Annotated in this window: 20 protein-coding genes and 1 pseudogene; 8 read left to right on the forward strand and 13 right to left on the reverse strand. The window is 67.3% G+C overall.

What is annotated here, in order from left to right; genetic code table 11:
• The first annotated feature begins 8 nt into the window (after window positions 1-8).
• Complete coding sequence (locus tag RHOOR92_RS0102820) at window positions 9-437, forward strand: DUF2231 domain-containing protein (RefSeq protein ID WP_027489533.1); 429 nt, start codon at window positions 9-11, stop codon at window positions 435-437.
• On the opposite strand, the gene RHOOR92_RS0102825 is transcribed toward RHOOR92_RS0102820, so the two are convergent.
• The 6 genes and pseudogenes from RHOOR92_RS0102825 to RHOOR92_RS0102850 form a co-directional block, all read right to left on the reverse strand.
• Window positions 415-1,062: a DNA-3-methyladenine glycosylase gene (locus tag RHOOR92_RS0102825; RefSeq protein WP_027489534.1), complete on the reverse strand. Its 648-nt coding sequence runs from the start codon at window positions 1,060-1,062 to the stop codon at window positions 415-417. The two genes, RHOOR92_RS0102820 and RHOOR92_RS0102825, sit on opposite strands and share 23 nt — an antisense overlap.
• A complete protein-coding gene (gene alkB / locus RHOOR92_RS0102830; protein ID WP_007508305.1) occupies window positions 1,063-1,719 on the reverse strand; it encodes a DNA oxidative demethylase AlkB in 657 nt (218 codons plus the stop codon).
• Window positions 1,716-2,447 (reverse strand): annotated as a pseudogene (locus tag RHOOR92_RS18480) (2OG-Fe(II) oxygenase). The gene alkB and the pseudogene RHOOR92_RS18480 overlap by 4 nt, the downstream one beginning before the upstream one ends.
• Window positions 2,444-3,520: a bifunctional DNA-binding transcriptional regulator/O6-methylguanine-DNA methyltransferase Ada gene (gene ada / locus RHOOR92_RS0102840; protein ID WP_027489535.1), complete on the reverse strand. Its 1,077-nt coding sequence runs from the start codon at window positions 3,518-3,520 to the stop codon at window positions 2,444-2,446. Before ada ends, RHOOR92_RS18480 begins: the two are co-directional and overlap by 4 nt.
• 161 nt (window positions 3,521-3,681) lie before the next feature.
• Window positions 3,682-4,383 carry a pirin family protein gene (locus RHOOR92_RS0102845; protein WP_015447667.1) on the reverse strand — a complete coding sequence of 234 codons (702 nt, stop codon included), beginning with the start codon at window positions 4,381-4,383 and terminating at the stop codon, window positions 3,682-3,684.
• Window positions 4,384-4,501: 118 nt separating this feature from the next.
• Window positions 4,502-6,070, reverse strand: a complete 1,569-nt coding sequence (locus tag RHOOR92_RS0102850) for an SDR family oxidoreductase (RefSeq protein ID WP_037114719.1) — start codon at window positions 6,068-6,070, stop codon at window positions 4,502-4,504.
• A 213-nt stretch (window positions 6,071-6,283) separates the two neighbouring features.
• On the opposite strand from RHOOR92_RS0102850, the gene RHOOR92_RS0102855 reads away from it, so the two are divergent.
• Window positions 6,284-7,453, forward strand: a complete 1,170-nt coding sequence (locus tag RHOOR92_RS0102855; RefSeq protein WP_231378301.1) for a hypothetical protein — start codon at window positions 6,284-6,286, stop codon at window positions 7,451-7,453.
• 186 nt (window positions 7,454-7,639) lie between these two features.
• On the opposite strand, the gene RHOOR92_RS0102860 is transcribed toward RHOOR92_RS0102855, so the two are convergent.
• From RHOOR92_RS0102860 to RHOOR92_RS0102880, 5 genes are all read right to left on the reverse strand, one after another.
• Window positions 7,640-8,044 carry a DUF5329 family protein gene (locus RHOOR92_RS0102860; RefSeq protein WP_007508318.1) on the reverse strand — a complete coding sequence of 135 codons (405 nt, stop codon included), beginning with the start codon at window positions 8,042-8,044 and terminating at the stop codon, window positions 7,640-7,642.
• A gap of 27 nt (window positions 8,045-8,071) precedes the next feature.
• A complete protein-coding gene (locus tag RHOOR92_RS0102865; protein ID WP_231378302.1) occupies window positions 8,072-9,613 on the reverse strand; it encodes a phospholipase D family protein in 1,542 nt (513 codons plus the stop codon).
• Window positions 9,614-9,896: 283 nt separating this feature from the next.
• Entirely contained in the window at window positions 9,897-10,097 is a 201-nt protein-coding gene (locus RHOOR92_RS20075; RefSeq protein WP_027489538.1) for an autotransporter domain-containing protein, read from the reverse strand.
• Window positions 10,094-10,786, reverse strand: coding sequence for an autotransporter outer membrane beta-barrel domain-containing protein (locus RHOOR92_RS20080; protein ID WP_081660206.1), 693 nt, complete (start codon window positions 10,784-10,786; stop codon window positions 10,094-10,096). Before RHOOR92_RS20080 ends, RHOOR92_RS20075 begins: the two co-directional genes overlap by 4 nt.
• 86 nt (window positions 10,787-10,872) lie before the next feature.
• On the reverse strand, window positions 10,873-11,886 hold the full coding sequence (locus tag RHOOR92_RS0102880; RefSeq protein ID WP_027489540.1) for a transporter: 1,014 nt from the start codon (window positions 11,884-11,886) through the stop codon (window positions 10,873-10,875).
• A gap of 290 nt (window positions 11,887-12,176) precedes the next feature.
• Between RHOOR92_RS0102880 and RHOOR92_RS0102885 the strand changes: the two genes are divergently transcribed.
• Both RHOOR92_RS0102885 and RHOOR92_RS0102890 read left to right on the forward strand, forming a co-directional pair.
• On the forward strand, window positions 12,177-12,779 hold the full coding sequence (locus RHOOR92_RS0102885; RefSeq protein ID WP_027489541.1) for a hypothetical protein: 603 nt from the start codon (window positions 12,177-12,179) through the stop codon (window positions 12,777-12,779).
• A gap of 59 nt (window positions 12,780-12,838) precedes the next feature.
• A complete protein-coding gene (locus tag RHOOR92_RS0102890; RefSeq protein ID WP_015447660.1) occupies window positions 12,839-13,429 on the forward strand; it encodes a hypothetical protein in 591 nt (196 codons plus the stop codon).
• Window positions 13,430-13,544: 115 nt separating this feature from the next.
• On the opposite strand, the gene RHOOR92_RS0102895 is transcribed toward RHOOR92_RS0102890, so the two are convergent.
• On the reverse strand, window positions 13,545-14,102 hold the full coding sequence (locus RHOOR92_RS0102895) for a cold shock domain-containing protein (protein WP_015447659.1): 558 nt from the start codon (window positions 14,100-14,102) through the stop codon (window positions 13,545-13,547).
• Window positions 14,103-14,313: 211 nt separating this feature from the next.
• On the opposite strand from RHOOR92_RS0102895, the gene RHOOR92_RS0102900 reads away from it, so the two are divergent.
• The 4 genes from RHOOR92_RS0102900 to RHOOR92_RS0102915 all read left to right on the forward strand — a co-directional run bounded on the left by RHOOR92_RS0102900 (window position 14,314) and on the right by RHOOR92_RS0102915 (window position 17,938).
• The gene (locus RHOOR92_RS0102900; protein ID WP_015447658.1) at window positions 14,314-15,300 is read left to right on the forward strand and encodes a Fic family protein; all 987 of its coding nucleotides are present in this window, start codon (window positions 14,314-14,316) and stop codon (window positions 15,298-15,300) included.
• Window positions 15,301-15,434: 134 nt separating this feature from the next.
• On the forward strand, window positions 15,435-15,938 hold the full coding sequence (locus RHOOR92_RS0102905; RefSeq protein WP_007508337.1) for a redoxin domain-containing protein: 504 nt from the start codon (window positions 15,435-15,437) through the stop codon (window positions 15,936-15,938).
• A gap of 277 nt (window positions 15,939-16,215) precedes the next feature.
• Window positions 16,216-17,223 (forward strand): hypothetical protein, encoded by a 1,008-nt coding sequence (locus RHOOR92_RS0102910; RefSeq protein ID WP_037114724.1) that lies wholly within the window; start codon window positions 16,216-16,218, stop codon window positions 17,221-17,223.
• 313 nt (window positions 17,224-17,536) lie between these two features.
• Window positions 17,537-17,938: a carboxypeptidase-like regulatory domain-containing protein gene (locus RHOOR92_RS0102915; RefSeq protein WP_231378303.1), complete on the forward strand. Its 402-nt coding sequence runs from the start codon at window positions 17,537-17,539 to the stop codon at window positions 17,936-17,938.
• A gap of 207 nt (window positions 17,939-18,145) precedes the next feature.
• On the opposite strand, the gene RHOOR92_RS0102920 is transcribed toward RHOOR92_RS0102915, so the two are convergent.
• Window positions 18,146-19,351: an acetyl-CoA C-acyltransferase gene (locus tag RHOOR92_RS0102920; protein WP_027489544.1), complete on the reverse strand. Its 1,206-nt coding sequence runs from the start codon at window positions 19,349-19,351 to the stop codon at window positions 18,146-18,148.
• Window positions 19,352-19,362: the final 11 nt, after the last annotated feature.

The raw sequence follows: 19,362 nt of genomic DNA on the forward strand, positions 1-19,362 counted from the left end.
GCGCCGCCATGCGCCATCCGCTGCATCCGGCCCTGGTGCATTTCCCGATCGCCTGCTGGTCGCTGGCCACCGCGGCGGATCTGGCCAGCCTGGCCTGGGGCGAACCGGCATGGCGCTTTGCCGGCATCCTGCTGCTGGCGGGGATCGGCTTCTCGATCCCCGCCATGCTGGCCGGCTTGCTCGAGCTGACCAAGGTCACCGAAGACAACCCGGCGATCAAGGACGTCAACCGGCACATGCTCATGGTGATGGGCGCGCTGAGCTGCTACGTGGCCAGCCTGTTCCTGCGCCTGCACGGCACGCACTTCATCGAGCCGGGCCTGCTGGCGATCGGGTTGAGCGTGCTGGGCTTCCTGTGCCTGGGCGTGGCCGGCTGGCTCGGCGGCAAGCTGGTGTACGGACACCGGCTCGGCGTCAGCCCACTGCCGCCTGCTTAGCCTTCGCCTTCGACGGCCGCGGCACGCGCCACAGATACCAGGCAGCGGCAGTACGATACGGACTCCAGGCCGCACCGATCGCCGCCAGCGCCTTCGGTGTGGGCGCCGTTTCCAGCGACTTCAGCAGACGGTAACCCTCGCGCACGCCGAAGTCGTCCGCCGGCAGGATGTCGGGCCGATCCAGGCTGTAGATCAGGAACATCTCCACCGTCCAGCGGCCGATCCCTTTCAGCACGCTGAGCCGGGCGATCAGTTCCTCGTCCGGCAACGCCAGGGCCGCGGACAGGTCCGGCACCACACCTTCCAGCGTGGCCGCGGCGATGCCGCGGATCGTTTCGATCTTGCGCGCCGAAAAACCGCAGGCGCGCATGCTGTCGAAGCCGGCATCGCGCAATTGCGCCGGCGACGGAAACGCCCGCCGCGGATGCAAAGCCAGCAGCCGCGCCAGGATCGCGTCGCCGGCCTTCACATGCAGTTGCTGGTAGGCCACCGCGCGCACCAGTGCCTCGTACGGCTCGCGCGCCGGTTTCGGCCCGTGGCCGCAGGGGCCGACCTGCGCAACCAGGCCTGCCCAATCGGCGTCGATCGAGGCCAGGAACGTGGACGCATCGACAGTTCGCTTCATCTAACCGGCCCGCCGGAACGTCAGATTGATGCGGCAGTCGCCCAGCACGGCGTGATGGTTCGGCTTCAGCGGCAGCACGCCGTGATAGCGCAGCCGCGCGGGGCCGCCCCACACGACCACGTCGCCATGCGCCAGCGGCACGCGTTGCGGGTAGTCCGAGCGCTGCAAGCCGCCGAACAGGAACACCGCCGGGATGCCCAGCGAGACCGACACGATCGGCTGGCCCAGGTCGTGCTCGTCGCGGTCCTGATGCAGGCTCAGCCGGGTACCCGCCTCGTAGCGGTTGACCAGGCAGGCATCCGGCACGAAACCGGCAAAGCCCGCATGCGCGGCGGCGGTAGCTGCCAGCTGCAGGAAGACCGGCGGCAGCGGCGGCCATGGCTTGCCGCTGTCCGGGTCGATCGGGTCGTAGCGGTAACCGCGGCGATCGCTGACCCAGCCCAGCGATCCCGCGTTGGTCATCGCCACCGACATGCGGAAGCCGCCGGGCGTGACCAGGTGGCGGAACGGTGCCTGCGTCACGATCGCATCGAGCGCCTGCAGCAACGCCGCCTCGCTGGCCAAGGCAAAGCCGCGCAACACCATCGCGCCCTCGCACAGCGGCCGGTCCTGGCGGACAGGGGCGGGTGCAGCGGCGAACAGGTCGGTGGTGATCATGTGGCGTCGTGAAAGATGATGCCGAGCGTGTGGCGGTGGCCATTGCGCACGCGGCTGACGCCGTGGCGCATGTTCACCCGGTAGCTGCCGCGCGTGCCTTGCACCGGCCGCTGGTGCACCGCGAACAGCACCGCGTCGCCCTGGCGCAGCGGCACCACGTCGGCACGCGACTGCATGCGCGGGCGCTGCTCGGTCAGCACGAACTCGCCGCCACTGAAATCGCGTCCCGGCTCGGACAGCAGGATCGCCAGCTACAGCGGAAACACGTGCTCGCCGTACAGGTCCTGGTGCAGGCAGTTGTAGTCGCCGGTGCCGTACTGCAGCAGCAACGGGGTAGGGCGGCGCTGGCCGGCGGCGTGGCAGCGTTCGATGAACTCGGCATGCGCGGCGGGGTAGCGCACGGCCAATCCCATCGACGTGTTCCAGCGGTTCGCGATCGGTGCCAACCGCGGATAAACCGCACCGCGCAGCCCGGCCACCTGTTCCGGCAACGGGTAGTTGAAGTAGCGGTATTCACCGCGGCCGAAACCGTGGCGGGCCATCAGCACGCGGCTGCGGAAGCGTCCGTCGTCCGCGTACATGCCGGCCAGGGCCGTGCACTCCGGCGGCGACAGCAGGGCTTCCAGCATCGCACAGCCGTGCGCATCGAGTTCATCGCCGATGCCGGCCCAGTCGTATGCCTGCAGCCGCGCACCGGTGTCGGGGCCAGGGCGCAGTTGCGCGTTCATGCCTGCGCCTCGCGCTCCAGCAGCGCGCGTTTGCGCGGCACGCCCCAGCGGTAGCCGGACAGGTCGCCGTCGTTGCGCACCACGCGATGGCAGGGGATCGCCACCGCCAGCAGGTTGCCGGCACATGCCTGCGCCACCGCCCGCGCGGCCTTGGGCGCGCCGATGCGCCGCGCGATCTCGCTGTAGCTGGCCGTGCTGCCGACCGGGATCTCGCGCAACGCCTGCCACACGCGCTGCTGGAACGCGGTGCCGCGCACGTCCAAGGGCAGATCCAGTCCCAGCGCAGGGGCTTCGACAAAGCCGACCACCTGCGCCACCAGGTGCTCGTAGTCGCGGTCGCCGCCGATCAGCCTGGCCCTGGGGAAGCGATCCTGCAGCTCGCGCGCGAGCGCGTCGGGGTCGTCGCCGAGCAGGATCGCGCAGACGCCGCGCGCGCTCTGCGCCACCAGGATCGCGCCGAGCGAGCAGGCGCCGATGGCGAAGCGGATCTCGCTGTCGGCACCGCCGGCGCGATAGCGCGAGGGCGTCATGCCCAGCACCTCGTTCGCCGTTTCGTAGAAGCGGCTGCTGGCGTTGTAGCCCGCATCGAAGATCGCCTCGGTCACCGTGTGGCTGCGCTCCAGGCCGCTACGCACGCGGCGGTTGCGATGCGCCGTGGCGTACTGCTTCGGGGTCACCCCGGCAACCGCCTTGAACACGCGGTGGAAGTGGAAGGGGCTGAGTCCGCTCGGTTGCGCCAACTGTTCGAGCGTGGGTACGGTCTCGGCCTGCTCGATCAGCCGGCAGGCAGCGGTGACCATCGCCGCCTGCTGCTGCGCCAGCGATGGCTGGTCGGGCCGGCAGCGTCTGCACGGGCGAAAGCCGGCGCGCTCCGCCTCGGCGGCGGTGGCGTGGAACGCCACATTTTCCGGCCGCGCGGCGCGCGCGGCGCAGGACGGCCGACAGTACACGCCGGTGCTGCGCACCGAGTAGAAGAAGCTGCCGTCGGCATGCGCGTCGCGCGCCTGCACGGCGGCCCAGCGCGGGTCGGCGAGGGTGGCGGCACGTGCGGCCTGTTTTTCCGGAGTTTTCATGGCTGTTCCTTCCGTCGGATTATCGCTCAAGGCGCAATCTACGGACCGGCGCCCGCCGCGGCACTCCGGGTCTTGCGGTCGAATTGGAGCCGCACCGGGCTGGCTCCCGCCGGGGCGCCCGCGCCCGCGCCTGGCGCCGCACGCGCCCGCATGCGCGCAGCTCAGGGCGCGGTATCGACCAGCACCAGCTCGGCGTCTTCCAGCGCAGTGACCTTCAGCGTCGACTCCTGGCGGATCGCGGCGCCGTCGCGGGCGTCCAGTTGCACGCCATTGAGGTCCACCTTGCCGGTGGCCGGCACCAGGTAGGCGTAGCGGCCGGGGGCCAGCATGTACTCCGTGCTTTCGCCGGCCTTCAGCGTGGCGCCCAGCACGCGCGCATCGGTGCGCAGCGGCAGCGCCTCGACGTCATCCTTGAAGCCGCTGGCCAGCGCCACGAAACGCCCGGAACGATCGCCCCTGGGAAACGGCCGCGCACCCCACGACGGCGGCTGGCCGTTCTCGTCGGGGATGATCCAGATCTGGAAGATGCGCGTGGTCACGTCCTCCCGGTTGTACTCGCTGTGGGTGATGCCGCTGCCGGCGCTCATCACCTGCACGTCGCCGGCCTCGGTGCGGCCGGCGTTGCCCAGGCTGTCCTGGTGGCTGATCGCGCCTTCGCGCACGTAGGTGATGATCTCCATGTCCGCGTGCGGGTGCGGCGGGAAGCCGGTCTGCGGCGCGATGGTGTCGTCGTTCCATACGCGCAACGCGCCCCAGCCCATGCGATTCGCGTCGTGGTAGCCGGCGAAGGAGAAATGGTGTTTGGCCTTGAGCCAGCCGTGGTCGGCTCCGCCCAGGCGGTCGAAGGGTCTGCGTTCAATCACGGCGTTGCTCCTCATGCTTGATCGCGCCGGATGGCGCCTGTCCGCAAGATAAGGCTACGCAGCGGCGTCTGAAGCCGGTGCGAAGGAAACGGATTGTCGTCGCTCTGGCACCAGTGGCTCACCAGTCGGTGGGGCGGTAGTCCTTCAGGAACTGGCCCCACACGTGCTCGCCGGTATTGATGCCGTGGATGATCGGGTCGACGATGCGCGCGGCGCCATCGACGATGTCCAGCGGCGGGTGGAAGCGTTCCTGCAGCACCTTTTTCGCAGCCAACTCGGCGGGGTCTTCGTCGGTCACCCAGCCGGTGTCGACGCTGTTCATATGGATGCCGTCGTTGTGGTAATCGGTGGCCGCGGTGCGCGTCATCATGTTCAGCGCGGCCTTGGCCATGTTGGTATGCGGGTGGCGGGTGGTCTTGAAGCTGCGGTAGAACTGGCCCTCCATCGCCGACACGTTGACGATGTGCTTGTCGCGCTCGCCGGTGCGCAGCATCAGCGGCTTCAGCCGCGCGTTGATGATGAACGGCGCGATCGCGTTGACCAGCTGCACTTCCAGCAATTCCACCGACGGCACCTCGGCCATCAGCAGCCGCCACGAGTTGCGCTGGCGCAGGTCGACCTGCTGCAGGTCCTGATCCAGTCGACCCTCGGGGAACAGGTGGCTCTGCGCCAGCAGTTCTTCCGGCAGCAGCGGCAGCTGCGACAACTCGGCGGCGCGGCTCAGCCCGGGCAGGTCGGCGCCGCGGCTGGCCAGCGCGCTGCTGCCTGGCAGGATCTCCGCGCCGCGCAGGCCCTCGTAATGGCCGACCAGCCGGCGCACGTGCTCGGGCAGCTGGTGCAGCGCGGCGGTCTCGCCCTCCATCATGTGCGCGTAGAAATCCGGCGGGCGGCGCACGGTCTGGCAGGCGTTGTTGATGATGAAGTCCAGCTGCGGCCGGGTCGCCACCAGTTCCTGGCAGAACGCCTCGACGCTGGGCGTGTGGCGCAGGTCCAGGCCGTAGACCTGCAGGCGGTGACCCCAGTCGGCGAAGTCCGGCTCGGCCGCGTAGCGCGCCGCCGAGTCGCGCGGGAAGCGCGTGGTGACGATCAGCTCGGCGCCGGCGCGCAGCAGCTTCAGGCCGGCCTGGTAACCGATCTTCACCCGGCCGCCGGTGAGCAGTGCCACGCGCCCGCGCAGGTCGGCCAGTTCGCCGCGCTTGGCATAGTTGAACGCGGCACACTCCGGGCACAGCTGGTCGTAGAAGAAGTGGATGGCCGTGTATTTCCGCTTGCACACGTAGCAGTGCTTCGGCTCGACCGACTCGCGCGGCTGCGCGGCGTCGGCCGCGGGCGGCACGTCGTGCGGCAGGAAGCCTTCTGGCGCGAACGCGTTCGGCGTGGTGAACACCGGCTTGCGGCGCAAGGCGCGGATACCGGTCTGGTTCAGCACGGTGTCCTCGGCCTCGATCTTCGAGGCATGGCGCGCCTTCTCGGCCGCCTTCAGCTTGATCCGGCGGGCCGCCGGGTCGGGATGGTAGAGCTGCGCCACCGCCCGGTGCAGGCGCTGGCGCTCCTCGGCCGGAAGCCGGTCCAGCAGCTGGCGATCGGCCGCCACCGCTTCCAGCAGTGCGGAGGTGGCGCGCAGGCGCTCCAGCAGGGCGGCGTCCGCAGGGTCGGGCAGAGGCGTGGGGGCGGGCGTGATCGTCAAGAGGTCATCCGTAGTCGAACAGGGGGCGGGCGGGGCGTCGCCAGCCGCCCATTCTGCCTGCTTTCCGGCTGGCCCCGGGAAATGCCGGCGGAACACCCCCCGCTGCGCGGCGCGCACCCAAGCAGAGTCGAAGTTCGATTATTGCGCGATAGCGCACATTTTCGCGGCACGCATGATGCAAGAGTGGTGTCGTGGCCGTCCAGGCTGGACGGCGTGAGCGGTACCCAGGCAGGTGCGGTGCTGGCAGAGTCGAGCGTCGTGACTGCCTTCCAGCGACGAAGGCTTTTTGTGAGTGTGCCGATCCCCGCAAGTGTGCATGTGAAAGAGGCCGCCAAGGCCAGATCCGTCGCTGTTCCTGTGCCCTCCGTCGATACCCTGCTGGGTGACCTGCCTACTGCGCATCGCGCGCTGCCGATCGGCCACCGGATCGCCGGGCAGGGCTGTCACGGCACCAAAGCCACCGTTCGGCCCGGCAGCACCCCGCCAGCGGCTCGCGTGCGTTTCGTCTACTTCGCGCGGGCCGAGCGCGATCATCGGGCCAGCTGCCATCGGCATCTGGTCGTCGCCGAAATCCTGCTTGGCCGAGTGCTCGCCGCCCGCGCTGCCGGCTTGCGACCGATGGCCCCTTCGCTCGATTACGCCGCGGAGGCGCGCGTCACGCTGCGACCGCCGCAAGGCCTGTTCCATCCAGCGACGCTGGAGCACCGCCGCTGGTACCGCACCGACGGCACACCGCGTGCGCAGCCGCTGACCCGGGAAGCGCTTTCGCTGCGACTGGCGGCCGACGGCGACCTGTCGATGAAGGAAGCACGCTCGCGCGTCGCACGCCGCTCGCACGCGCTGCCGGCCGCTGACCAGGCGTGGCTGATCGCTCGTCGCGACACCCCGCTGGCCCGGCGCCCGCTCAACCAGGCCGAATACCTTGCCCTGGCCGAAGCCCTCGATGGTGTCTGGCAGGCCTCGGCCGGTGCTTCGCGCGTGGAGCGTGCGAACCGGCGGATCGCGTTGCGGGTGGCCGCGGCGCTGGGCGGCCTGCTCGACGAATACGTCGCCTCGCCGTTCAAGTCCGCTGCCTTGAGCGAGGCCTTCAGCGCACACCACCTCGCCCACCTGCGCCAGACCATCGAGAACTCGCGCCAGGCGGAGTCCGACTCGGGCATCTTGCTGGCCGGCCCGAAAGCCTGGTTTGCCGCCAAGACCGCCCGGATGCGCGCCGAACACCAGATCGGCCTGGCCAAGTCGCCCGCGGCATTCCCTGCGATGCAGCTGTCCGGTCGCCCGATGGTGGCCGTGGTCGGCGGCCACCTGTACATGTTCGTGGACGGCCGGCGCCCGGGTGCCCGCCCGGTTCCGGCCGTGCCGGTCTTCGCCACGTTCGGCTGAACGTGCGGTCGACCCATTCCTGAACCAGCCGGTTGTCGATGCAACTGCCGGATGCGTGGCGGCGTCCGCGTCCTCTGAATCCCGCGCTCGCATTTCCGGCAGCTTGATCCGCCCGGCGACGGCAGACACAGCGCGCTCCTTCCGCTCATCCTTCGACAGGCTCAGGACGAACGGAAGTGTCCGCATTCACGGAGTACGAAAGACGGCCAGCTTGCCGCGCAGGAAGGTGGCGGCGTCGATGCTTTGGCCATCGGCGAAGCGGATGGCGTAACGGGTTCCGGATACCGACGAGCCGGTGGCGCAATACACGATGAAGTCGTCCACGGTCTTCACCCGGCTGCCGGCGAAGCGCAGCTTCAGGCGCATGTGCGCGGCGGCCTGCTCCGCGTCGTAGGCGCTGCCGTTGCGGATGAAACTGGCGCCATGCAGCGTGGCGACGGTGCTGATCAGGTAGTCGATTTTCTGTTGCTCGGTCGGCGGCGCCGACATGGGCTGTCGGGCGAGTGCGGGCGTCAGCAGCAGGGCGAACAGCAGCCACGCCAGCAGCGCCTTGGACAGGCGTGCGGGAAGCTGGCGTATTGAAGGAAGCATGGGACAGGGTCCTCTCACGCGGCGGCCCTAGAGCAGGCTTTCCAGCGGCAGCAGCTTGAGCATCTGCACTTCGATGCGACGCTGGGTGGTGGCGCCAGGGTCGCGGTCGTAGCTCACCGGCTTGCCGTTGTCGCTGGCCTGCCATTGCATGGCGCCGCCGTCCGTCTTCAGCGTCACGTGCCAGGCGCTGGCAGGCAAGGTGGCGGTATCGAAAAACTGGGTCACCGCCGCCGCCAGCGGCAGGCAATCGACGATGAGGCCCATCTCGGTGTTCAGCAGCTTCGAACGGGCGTCCATGTTCATCGAACCGATGAACACCTGCTGCCGGTCCACCACGATCGCCTTCGCATGCAGGCTCACCCCGGACGAGGTGCCGTGTGCGGTGGCGGGTTGGGCGGCTCCGGTGGCGGGACGCAGTTCGTATAGCTGCACGCCGCCTTCGAGCAGCGCACGGCGGTAGCGCGAATAGCCCGAGAACACTGCCGGCTCGTCGTTGGAGGCGAGCGAATTGGTCAGCACCTTCACCGTGACGCCGCGCGCCGCGAGCGCCGCGAGATACTGCGTGCCATTGTCGCCGGGGATGAAGTACGGCGAAATCAGCAGCAGCTCGTGCTGCGCGCCATCGGTGAGCGCCTTGACGTCCGGGCCGATGCGCAACTGCGGCTGATCGTGCCCGGTCTCGATCTTTTCCGGCTGGTCGGCGACCAGGGTGGCCGGTCCCCAGAACCACTTGCCCGGACGATCGGCGGAGGCGCCGTTGGGCAGTTCGTCCAGCGTCGCCTGCGCATAATCCGACTGGGCGAACACGCGCGCGTCGTGCGCCAAGTCCACCCGCAGCCTGGCCAGGTCGTAATGGCCGGCATGCTTGCCGCTGAAGGCCTTCACCGGGTAGGCGGCGTCGCAGTTCCAGTACTCGTCGAAGGCTTGCGACGCCTGCTTCACCACCGGGCCGATCGCGATCAGGTCGAGGTCGCGGAAATTGGTGTCGCCGGCATCGAAATAGGCGTCGCCGATATTGCGGCCGCCGACGATGGCGACGTTGCCGTCCATGATGAACGACTTGTTGTGCATGCGCCGGTTGAGCCTGTGCGCATCCAGCAGGAACTGGGTGGCCCGGGAGAACAGGGAGGGTTTTTTCGTGGCGAACGGGTTGAACAGCCGCACCTCGATGTTCGGGTGGGTATCCAGCGCGTCGAACATGTCGATCGCCTCGCCCGCCTTGATGTCGTCCACCAGCAGGCGCACGCGCACGCCGCGATCCGCCGCCGCCAGCAGCCGCTGTGCCACCAGCCGCCCGGTCGCGTCGTTGTCGAAGATGTAGTACTGCAGGTCGAGCGCGTGCTGCGCATGGTCGGCCAGCGCCACCCGGCTCATCAGGGCGTTGGTGCTGCGCGTGAGCAGACGGAAGCCGGACTTGTCCTGGTGCTGCTTCACTTCGGCGTGGACGTAGCGCGCGCCCGCCGTGGCCGTGGTCGGCGGCAACGCCTTCGACGGCGGCTTGACCACCGCCGCCGGCGGCGAGCAGGCGCCCAGCGCCAGGCCCAGCACCGCCAGTGCAACTGTCGTCATCAAACGCCGCATGTCCACACCGCCCGTCTGCTGTAACCCGCGAGCCACCTCGGTCCGACCTCGACGCCCACAGATACGCCTCACTCTGCGCAGACCGCCGTGAACGCGACGCGACCGGCCCGCGACGCCGGCCCAACACCTCACGCTCCACCCATCCATCCTTCGACCAGCTGAGGACGAACGCAGGGAAATCCCGCTCGCCGACGCCAGCCAGCGCACGCCGGAGCCGTACGCGCGGCGCGTCACCCCATCAGTCTGCCACTCCGGACAGGAGTCGCCCTCACTACGCCACGGCAAACTTCACCATAACCTGGCCCGCCTTGTAGCTGCGATTGAACTGGTAGTCGTAGGTGCCGGCCAGCGACCAGCGGTTGCCGCCGGCGATCAGCAGGCCCGCGCCCAGCTCGGCCAGATCGCGGCCCGGCTTGACTCCGGTGGCGGTGAACGACGGCCCGCCGCTGGCGAACTGCGCGGTCTCGCTCACGCTGCGGCCGCTGAACGAATGCAACAGTTGGCGTGCATCTCGGGGCGTACGGTCAGGTCGCCGGAGGTGGCCAGATCGCGGGAGAACTTCACGCCCAGGCCGGACTGCAGGAAACGGTACGTCTGCGCATCGACCGCCAGATTGACCGAGTTGCCGCCGAACTCGCGGTAGCCGGGCATCTTCATGCGGGTGTACTGCACGGTGGCCGTCGGCGTGATCACGCTGCGTCCATCGCCTACGTAGAAGTGATACCCGGTCGCACCGAACTCGGTGTACCGATGACCTCTGTAGTCGGCGCGTGCCGTCTCGTCGATCCCCGGGAACGCGACCCGGCGCGAACTGGAATAGTCATCCAGCCCATAGACCAGCGCCGCATTGGCGAACCACAGTCCCGGCGCATAACCCGGATAGGCGGTGGCCTGGTAGGAACGGATATGGCCGCGGCTGGCCGAAGGGTCCGTCCTGATGCATTCATCGCGATCATGGGGGGAGGGATGTGGGTGCAGCGGCGGGCAGTACGCACGAGACGGCGTGATGCAGGCGTGCATGGGCAAAATCGCACCGTCGTCTTTCTTCGGCGCGCCGCGCCGCCGCGCACCGCCCGACCGCCGAAGCAGTTCAAGGACCGCTGCAAGACCGTTCGCCCCGAGTCTGGCGAAGGATGGACGGCCGACACCGATACCGTCCATGGTTCGACCGGCTCACCACGAACGGTATCCGGGAACGTGTTCGCTTCCACCGTGTCGACAAGGGCGGATAGCGAGCGATGCAGGCCTCAGTGCACGTAGTTGAAGGCCACCGCCGGCGTGATCGTGGTCGCGGTGTTGTGCCCGCCGGTGATCACGCGGGTGCCGAACAGCACGCCGAGCCGCGGACTCCAGCTGTACTCGATGGCCGGGGCAAAGCCGAACGCCTCGCTGGAGCGGCCGTCCAGACGCAAGGCAGGCACGCCATTGAGGTCGTCGTCGCGCACGCGGGCACCGTGGCTGCGCCGGTAGGTGAGGTCGAGCGCCAGCACCCAGCGCTGGCTGAGGCTGTACTCCCAGGCCGCATTGACGAAGAACGAACGCCCCGGCCGGGCGTGCCCGCGAAAGCCGTCCGGGGTGCCGTAGACGCTGATGTCCTCGACCCGTGCCCGCGTCGAGAATGATTGCGCCACGTTGAAGCGCATGCGCAGGATGCGGCCGTTGGACAACCAGAAATACGTCTGCGTGTTGACCTGCAGCGTAGTGGTGGTGGCGCCGCTGCCCAGGCCGTTGCCGGGTCGCCGGCCCAGCCGGTCGTACTTGCCGGTCGGCAGGGTTTCCTGCAGTTGCAGCGAGACCGTGGGCCGCGAACTGCCCGCCGGCACATCGGTCAGCCGGTACTGCGCCTGCACGCTGACGTCGCCCAGCCCGATCCCGCTGCTGTCGCCCGGGCCATCCATGCGGTTGTAGCCCAGCACCGGCATCAGGCCGACCGTCAGCCGGTCGGTGAGGCCGTAGAGCATGTAGGTGAGCGAACCGTAGCCGTCGGCGTGCGGCGAGGACACGTCGTAGACGTAAGGCTCGATCAGGACGTGGCCGCGCGGCAGGGTGGCGGCGGAGTTCGCCAGCATCGGCCCGGTCCACCAGGCGTCGTCCTGCGACTGGCGCGGCGGCGACGCTGCGGACACCGGCGTGACGGCGCGGGACGGTACGTCCTGCGCCAGTGCAGCGAGCGGCAACAGGGCAGCGCAGGACAGGCTCCATGCCAGCCGGTGCAAGCAGCGCCAGTGCGGAGTTCGAGGTGCTGCCGGGTGCATCGTCATGGGCGGTCTCGCTTCGCAGTCTGAAAACGGTTCGGTACCGGCCACGGTCCGTGCCTTCCGCGGAGTCGCCTGCCGGCTGTGCATCACACGCCATTGCGCCTTCCGGCGCCTGTGCCGGAAGGCGTGCCAACAATAGGGTGGAGTCATCAGGATCGGCCTTTCGTGGCCGGCCGCGCACTCCATTTCTTGCGCCGCGATGGCAGCGGAAGCATCGCGCAGGGCCGGCAAAGCATGCCATCACCTTTTCGCTGCGCTATGCTCGGCCGGTATTCCGGGGGGAATGGATGACCATGCAGCGCTGGCTGATCGCCGCCGCCATCACCTGTGTCGCCACGACTGGCTGCAGCAAGGCAGACGGGGAAGCGACCACCGCTACACGCCGACCGCAACAGGCCGGCCAGGGCACGAACCCGCTGATCACCGCCGGCCATCTCGCCGGCGTCGAGGTGGCGGGCCTGAGCGGCGACCAGCGCGCCATGCAGGCGCACATCAACGCGATGCACCAGAACCTGATGCGCGACATGCACCTGGCCGACGCGTCCCGCCGCATCGACCACGAAGCCGCCCGCGCCGCCGTGCGCCCGTTGCAAGGCGTGCAGTCCGCCGTCTGGATCGACAACGCCAACCTGCTGGTGCTGGTCGGCGGCAGTCAGTACCGCAGCATGGCCACCATCGACACCATCTGCCTCGCGCTGGAACCGCTGGGCGACACGCTGAGCGTGGTCGTCAACGTGCAGGACCTCCTGGCTACCACTTCGGAAGGCGCAGACACGTTGTCGCGGAATTGCCAGCTCGGGGCAGGGGAGCGGGCGATGTTTCAGCAGAAGCGGCAGGTGGATGTGCTGGAACCGGAGGTCAGGCGGGTGTTTCGGGCGCAGCAACGCGAGCGGTAAGTAGTACTAGTGTTGTTGCGGTTCTTGAAGTTACAACGAAGACAGGGGAACAAGGAAACATGAAGACACTTCTTGCTGTATTTGCAGCGGCTTTGCTGCTGTCCGGATGTTCGATCAGACACGATGTGGCAAAGGACTATTCGCAATACCTGATCAACAATCAGGGCGCGTCACAGCTTCCATCAACCAAGGCGGCATCGGAATACACGATCTCGCCAGCAACTGTCGCGAATCATTATGAGTTCCGCTCCGCGATGGCTGGCTATGCAAACGTGTGGGTCGTGCAGTTTGGCCAGGTGCTGGACGATACCTTGCAGTCACATGATGTGCAGGCCGCATTCGGCAAACTCGCGAAATCTGAGGGCGGCACCGCCAATGATGGCCTGCTCGTTTTCGACCTGCAGAGTTACACCTACGTCGAGCTTGGAGCACACGTCTCACTCAAAGTCACCTATCGGCGCGGCAACCAAGATGTCTTCAGCAAGGTATACCAGGCCGATGGCACTACGCAGGGCGGCAAGATGTTCTGGGGCGGCGCGTTTGCCATGAAGAACGCTGTGCAACAGTCGACCAAGCTCGCAGTCGACAACATCCTGCGTCAGCTCATTGCCGATCTGAATGTCAACTTGACGTCACACCACGGCTCGTAACTGGGGCAGAGCTACTTCCTGATACGAGAACGGCGCCGCATCACAACGGCGTCGTTCCCGTTTCCGGGGCAGCGCCACTTAATCCAGCAGCCGCGTCGTGATCCTGTAGCGTTCGTCAATCGGCCCAACTACCCCCGCACCACTGACTTTCGCAAGGCTTCCCATCGCCGTCGCCGTCCATCTGCGTGCCCGGGCACTGCTTGATGAAAAAGGTGGCCTCGGCGCATGAGGTCATCTGGGAACACTGGGTGCGGCCGTCGCAGGTAAAGGCTTGCGCGGGCGCGATAGGCAGTGTCTGGATCGCGCGTGCTGCCGGAGCAGGTGGCTGAGTGCGGTCCGTGGCGAACCGCGAGTAGCCGTACCAGCTGCTGGCAGCAAGCATCAGCAGGCCGGCAATCATGGCAAATGTGCCTTGGCGGGTTGTCGTTGATTGCATCCGGCGTGCGGGACGCGATCTTGTTCTGCTGCCGGGGCGCATGATGCGTACCGCCCGCTTCTTGCCATCGCCGCGCAGGTCGATCTCGAAGGAGACGAGTTCGCCAATGCGGGGGCGGATACCGTCCCGCGGAAAGGCGGAAACATGCACGAAAATCTCCTCGGTGCCCTGCGCCGGCGCGATGAAACCGAATCCGCGATCGTCATTCCATTGGGTCAACGTGCCATGGGTGCGCATGAGCGGAGCTTCCTGGCTGTGGGGTACGCGGCGAGCCGTCGGCCGGAAATGTTCCGGCTCCACGTTGGTGTCGTCAAGCTGGCTGGGCCACAAACTGACCTGACCGACCGCAGATGTCGGTAAGCGTCTTGGCGTGCCTCGGCCGTTGCGCAGTGGCAGACTCGCGGTGTTCTCCCGGCTATCCTCGGATACATCGCCGAGGAGGCCAGCTGTGAACGAGACCAGCAACGAGATCCTGCTTTATCAGTCTGCCGACGGCCAGCGCGTCGAAGTGCAGCTGCGCGGCGATACGCTGTGGCTGGCCTTGAACCAGATTGCGGAACTGTTTGGCCGCGACAAATCGGTGATTTCTCGCCATCTTCGCAATGTATTCAAGGATGGCGAGTTGGAGCGATTTTCAGTTGTTGCAAAAAATGCAACAACTGCCGCCGATGGCAAGACCTATCAGGTCGAGTATTTCAACCTCGATGCGATCCTGTCGGTGGGTTATCGGGTCAACTCGGTGCAAGGTACGCGCTTTCGTCAGTGGGCCACCAAGGTGCTGCGCGAGCATCTGAACGCCCGCCACAATGACGAGCGGTTCGAGGCCAATGCGCGCGAGTTGACGGCCATGCTGCAGCTGGTGGGCAGGGCCGCACAGAGCCCGGAGCTGCGGCTGGATACCAGTCGCGGACTGCTGAATATCGTCAGCCGCTACGCGCAGACCTTTCTGCTATTGCAGCGCTACGACGAGGGCTTGCTGGCCGAGCCGGCCGCACAACCCGGTGGCACGTTGCCATCCATGGCCGAAGCACGTGCTGCGCTGGCCGACCTCAAGGCCAATCTCATAGCTCGCGGCGAAGCCACCGCACTGTTCGCACAGGAGCGCGGAGACGCGTTCGACGCGCTGATGGGCAACTTGGACCAGAGCGTGTTTGGTGAGCCAGCCTATCCCACGGTGGAGGCCAAGGCAGCGCACCTTCTGTACTTCGTGATCAAGAATCACCCGTTCAGCGATGGCAACAAGCGTAGCGGCGCATTTCTGTTCGTGGACTTTCTCAACCGCAATGGCCGCCTGCTGGATGCGGTCGGTATACCGGTGATCAACGACATCGGTCTGGCTGCACTGGCCTTGCTGGTCGCCGAATCCGACCCGGCACAGAAGGACACCATGATCCGGTTGGTGATGAACATGCTGGCAATGCCGCGAGTGGTCTGAAACCGGCCAGACTTTTCAGATCCTGCGCATCGTGCTGCGCTGCCCGCAGCGAGTTTCGCCGCGCACGACACCCGCGTTTGTGAACCACCCGCAGAACGCACAAACTCGAAGCATTCCATTCCGGGAGGCAGACCATGACGACAGGGCAGCTTGCGCCACCGTGGCAGGTGTCGCGCTGGTTCAACAGCGCGCCGCTGACCCTGGCCGATTTGCGCGGCCGCGTGGTCGTCGCGCACGCTTTCCAGATGCTGTGTCCGGGTTGCGCCGTGCACGCGCTGCCGCAGATGCAGCGCGTGCGGCAGACCTTTCCTGCCGACCGCGTGGCGGTGATCGGGCTGCATACGGTGTTCGAGCATCACGAGGCGCAGGGGCCGGCGGCGTTGGAAGCGTTTCTGTACGAATACCGCTATGCGTTCCCCGTCGGCGTGGACGCGTACGCCGATGGCGACCCGTTGCCGCTGACGATGCGCGCCTACGCCATGCAAGGCACGCCCACGCTGATGCTGATCGATGCGCAGGGAAGATTGCGCGAGCAGCATTTCGGGGTGCTGGATGATCTTGCCCTGGGTGCAGCACTGGGCAGGCTGCTGGGGGAGGCCGATGATGCGGCAGCGGGGACGATCGGGGCGAACCCGTGAACCCGACACGGGCGGCGCTTGCCTGGGCGCCTCGCGGTAACGACGAGAGCCGCGATCCCGTGTTCACCTGCAGGACATCTTGAGCCCCTAAAACTCCATCGTTTGAAGCGCGGGAGCAGTAGTGCGATACGGCAAATCCGAAAACACCGCCTGCTGGAGCAGGGCGCGTACCCACATGGCATGTCGGGGTTTGTTGTTGCTCATCGCGGGTCTGGCGGGCACGGTGCCTGCGCACGGCACCACGGCACCTGGCAGCGGGAACGCAACCCCGCCGCGGATGGTCATCCAAGTCAACGACGACCGCATGACGGTAATGATCGCCGGGGCGCCGCAGATCTATCTGTATGGCGTGATCGACGCCGACGCGCCGCAACGGTTCGGGACGTTGGTGAAGTCGGGGAAGATTCCGCCCGGGTCCGATGTCTACCTGAATTCCGTGCAGGGCGACCTGGCTGCCGGCATGGCGCTGGGACGGCTGTTTCGCGCCGGCGCGATGACGACGCATCTGGGAACACCGCGGCACAAAGGCCGTGCCGGGTATCGAGGCATCAAGGCGGCCGTCTGCAGCGGAGCCTGTACCTATGCCTATTTCGGCGGCCTTTACCGGTGGGCTCCCACGGGCAGCGACCGCATCAGCCTGATCCGTCACCAGGCGGCGGGCGCCGCACCGAACCAGTCGGAGAGCGGCGAGGCGGATGCATACCTGAAGAGCATGGGCATCGATCTCGACGGGCTCGCTTTGGCGCCGACGCCACCGGGCGACTCGCCGACCTGGCTGACCGCGGATCAGATGACCGTCGCCGGCCTGGCCAACAATGGCCGACTTCCCCTCAAGACGAAAAGCTGGCTTCTGCCGCCGGCGCCTTTCCTGGACCTCCAGCAGGATGACCGCGACGGCAGCCATCGGCTCGTCCTGCAATGCCGGCCGGGCAGCGTGACGCTGACCGCGTACGATCTGGTGGGCGCACCCCGTGCCAGGCAGATCGTGGCGCACGAAACGCGATCGTATTTCGAGGTCGATCGCCAGGAAGTGCTGGTCGAGCCGCGCGGTGCAGCCCGCGCCGTCGATGACGCCGTCGTGATAACCCGGCCCTATCCGCCGGCCGAGCTGGGGCACCTGCTTTCGTCACACTCCCTCGGCGCCTGGGTCGGCGGCAGGCGCAGCGCGTTCCGCTACGGCGCCACCTTCGTGCTCTATCCCGCCCGGCACGCCATCAAGGACTTCTACAACGCCTGCTGGCGCGCAGCGCCCTGGCCGGTCAAGCCGTCGCCGAAGAAGGGCTGAACCTGTTCGCCTGGTTCTGCGGGAAGAAGCATGTGCACTGTCGCCGGCTTTCATGGGGCCGTGACTTCCGGCCTTCAATGACCTCTGACCCTTCAATGGTCACCTGACGCCGGCGTAGGCTGCGCCCGACCATCCGGTTTGTGGCGTCGGTCATTTACCGGGTGGCCGAGGACGGAGAGCGAAGCGATGCCTGCCGTCAGCCATCCCCAGGCCCGGCGGGCGGACAAAACCGTCCCGAACTTCCCCATGAGCGGACTGCCAAACGGTCTGGCGGGCTCATGTCCCCACAGTCAAACGGAATCAGGAAAATCCCATGAGCAACAACAGCTCCCTCTCAAGCAACCGTCCACGGCATCGCCGCGGCTTCTCGCTCCGGAGTCTGGCGATGGCGACTGTCATCGGCATGTGTGGTGCGGCGGGATCGGCCTCGATCTACGCACAAGCCACCGCGGGCAATGTCTTCGGAAAGGCGCCGGCAGGCGACACCATCACGGCGCACAACACGGCGACCGGAGTCCAGCGCCAGGCCCAGGTGGATGCCAAAGGCCGCTACCGCATCGGCCCGCTGCCGGTCGGTGTTTACACGGTGACGCTGGAAGAGGACGGCCGTCCCGTCGTCAAGCATGTGAACGTGCCGGTCGTCGTGGGCCGCGGCATCAAGGTCGACTTCGATTGCGCCCAGGGACAATGCGCGGAGCTTGCAAGCAAGCCGTGATTCACGCGATCGCAGCCCGCTAGGCTGGGGCCAGCGAAGCGAATCCCGGCGAGGCGCCGGGTTGGCCGGGTTGTTGGGTTCGCGATGCCCCCAACCTGCGTGACCTCGCCTTGCTGAAAGAGCAACGGCGCCGTAGCGACACGGCGCCGTTGTTGTTTCAGCGAAAGGCACTGGATGCCGGCCTTCGCCGACATGACGAGCGAAAAATCAGAGCGCTTCGAAGATGCCCGCCGCGCCCATGCCCGTGCCGATGCACATGGTCACCATGCCGTACTTCTGCTTGCGCCGGCGCATGCCGTGCACCAGCGTGGCGATGCGCACGGCGCCGGTGGCACCGAGCGGATGGCCCAGCGCGATGGCGCCGCCAAGCGGGTTGACCTTGTCCGGGTCGAGACCGAGGTCGCCCATCACGGCGAGCGCCTGGGCGGCGAACGCTTCGTTGAGCTCGATCCAGTCGAGCTGGTCGCGGTTGAGGCCGGCCTGCTTGAGTGCCTTGGGAATCGCTTCCTTCGGACCGATGCCCATCACTTCCGGCGGCACGCCGGCGACGGAGAAGCCGACGAAGCGGGCCAGCGGCTGCAGGTTGTATTCCTTGACCGCTCTTTCGCTGGCCAGCAGCACGGCGCCGGCGCCGTCGGACATCTGCGAGGAGTTGCCGGCGGTGACGGTGCCACCGAACTGGCCGTTGCGGAACACGGTCTTCAGCTTGGCCAGCACTTCCATGGTGGTGCCGGCGCGCGGGCCTTCGTCGCTGTCGATGCGGCGGCTGTCGGTGACGATGCCGCGGGTGGCGAGGTTCGGGTAGTGGTCATCCAGCGCGAACGGGCTGATCTCGTCGTTGAACTCGCCGGCAGCCTGCGCGGCCAGTGCCCGGCGATGACTCTCCACCGAGAACGCATCCTGCTGTTCGCGGCTGACCTTCCACTGCTTGGCCACGTTTTCGGCGGTGATGCCCATGCCGTAGGCGATGCCGATGTTCTCGTCGTTGAAGATCGCCGGATTCATCGCGATCTTGTGGCCCATCATCGGCACCATGCTCATGCTCTCGGTGCCGCCGGCGAGCATCAGGTCGTCCAGGCCCAGGCGGATGCGGTCGGCGGCCATCGCCACCGACTGCAGGCCGGAGGAGCAAAAACGGTTGACGGTGACGCCGGGCACGGTGTCGGGCAAGCCGGCCAAGAGCAGGCCGATGCGCGCCACGTTCATGCCTTGCTCGGCCTCGGGCATGGCGCAGCCGATGATGACGTCGCCGATCTGGTGCGGGTCGATGCCGGGTGCCTGCGCCATCACGGCGCGGATCACGTGGGCGAGCATGTCGTCGGGGCGGGTGTTGCGGAATACGCCGCGCGGCGCCTTGCCGACCGGGGTGCGGGTGGCGGCGACGATGTAGGCTTCTTGCACTTGCTTGGTCATGGGATTTGATC

The sequence above is a fragment of the Rhodanobacter sp. OR92 genome, assembly GCF_000427545.1.
GTDB classification, from domain to species: Bacteria; Pseudomonadota; Gammaproteobacteria; order Xanthomonadales; family Rhodanobacteraceae; genus Rhodanobacter; species Rhodanobacter denitrificans.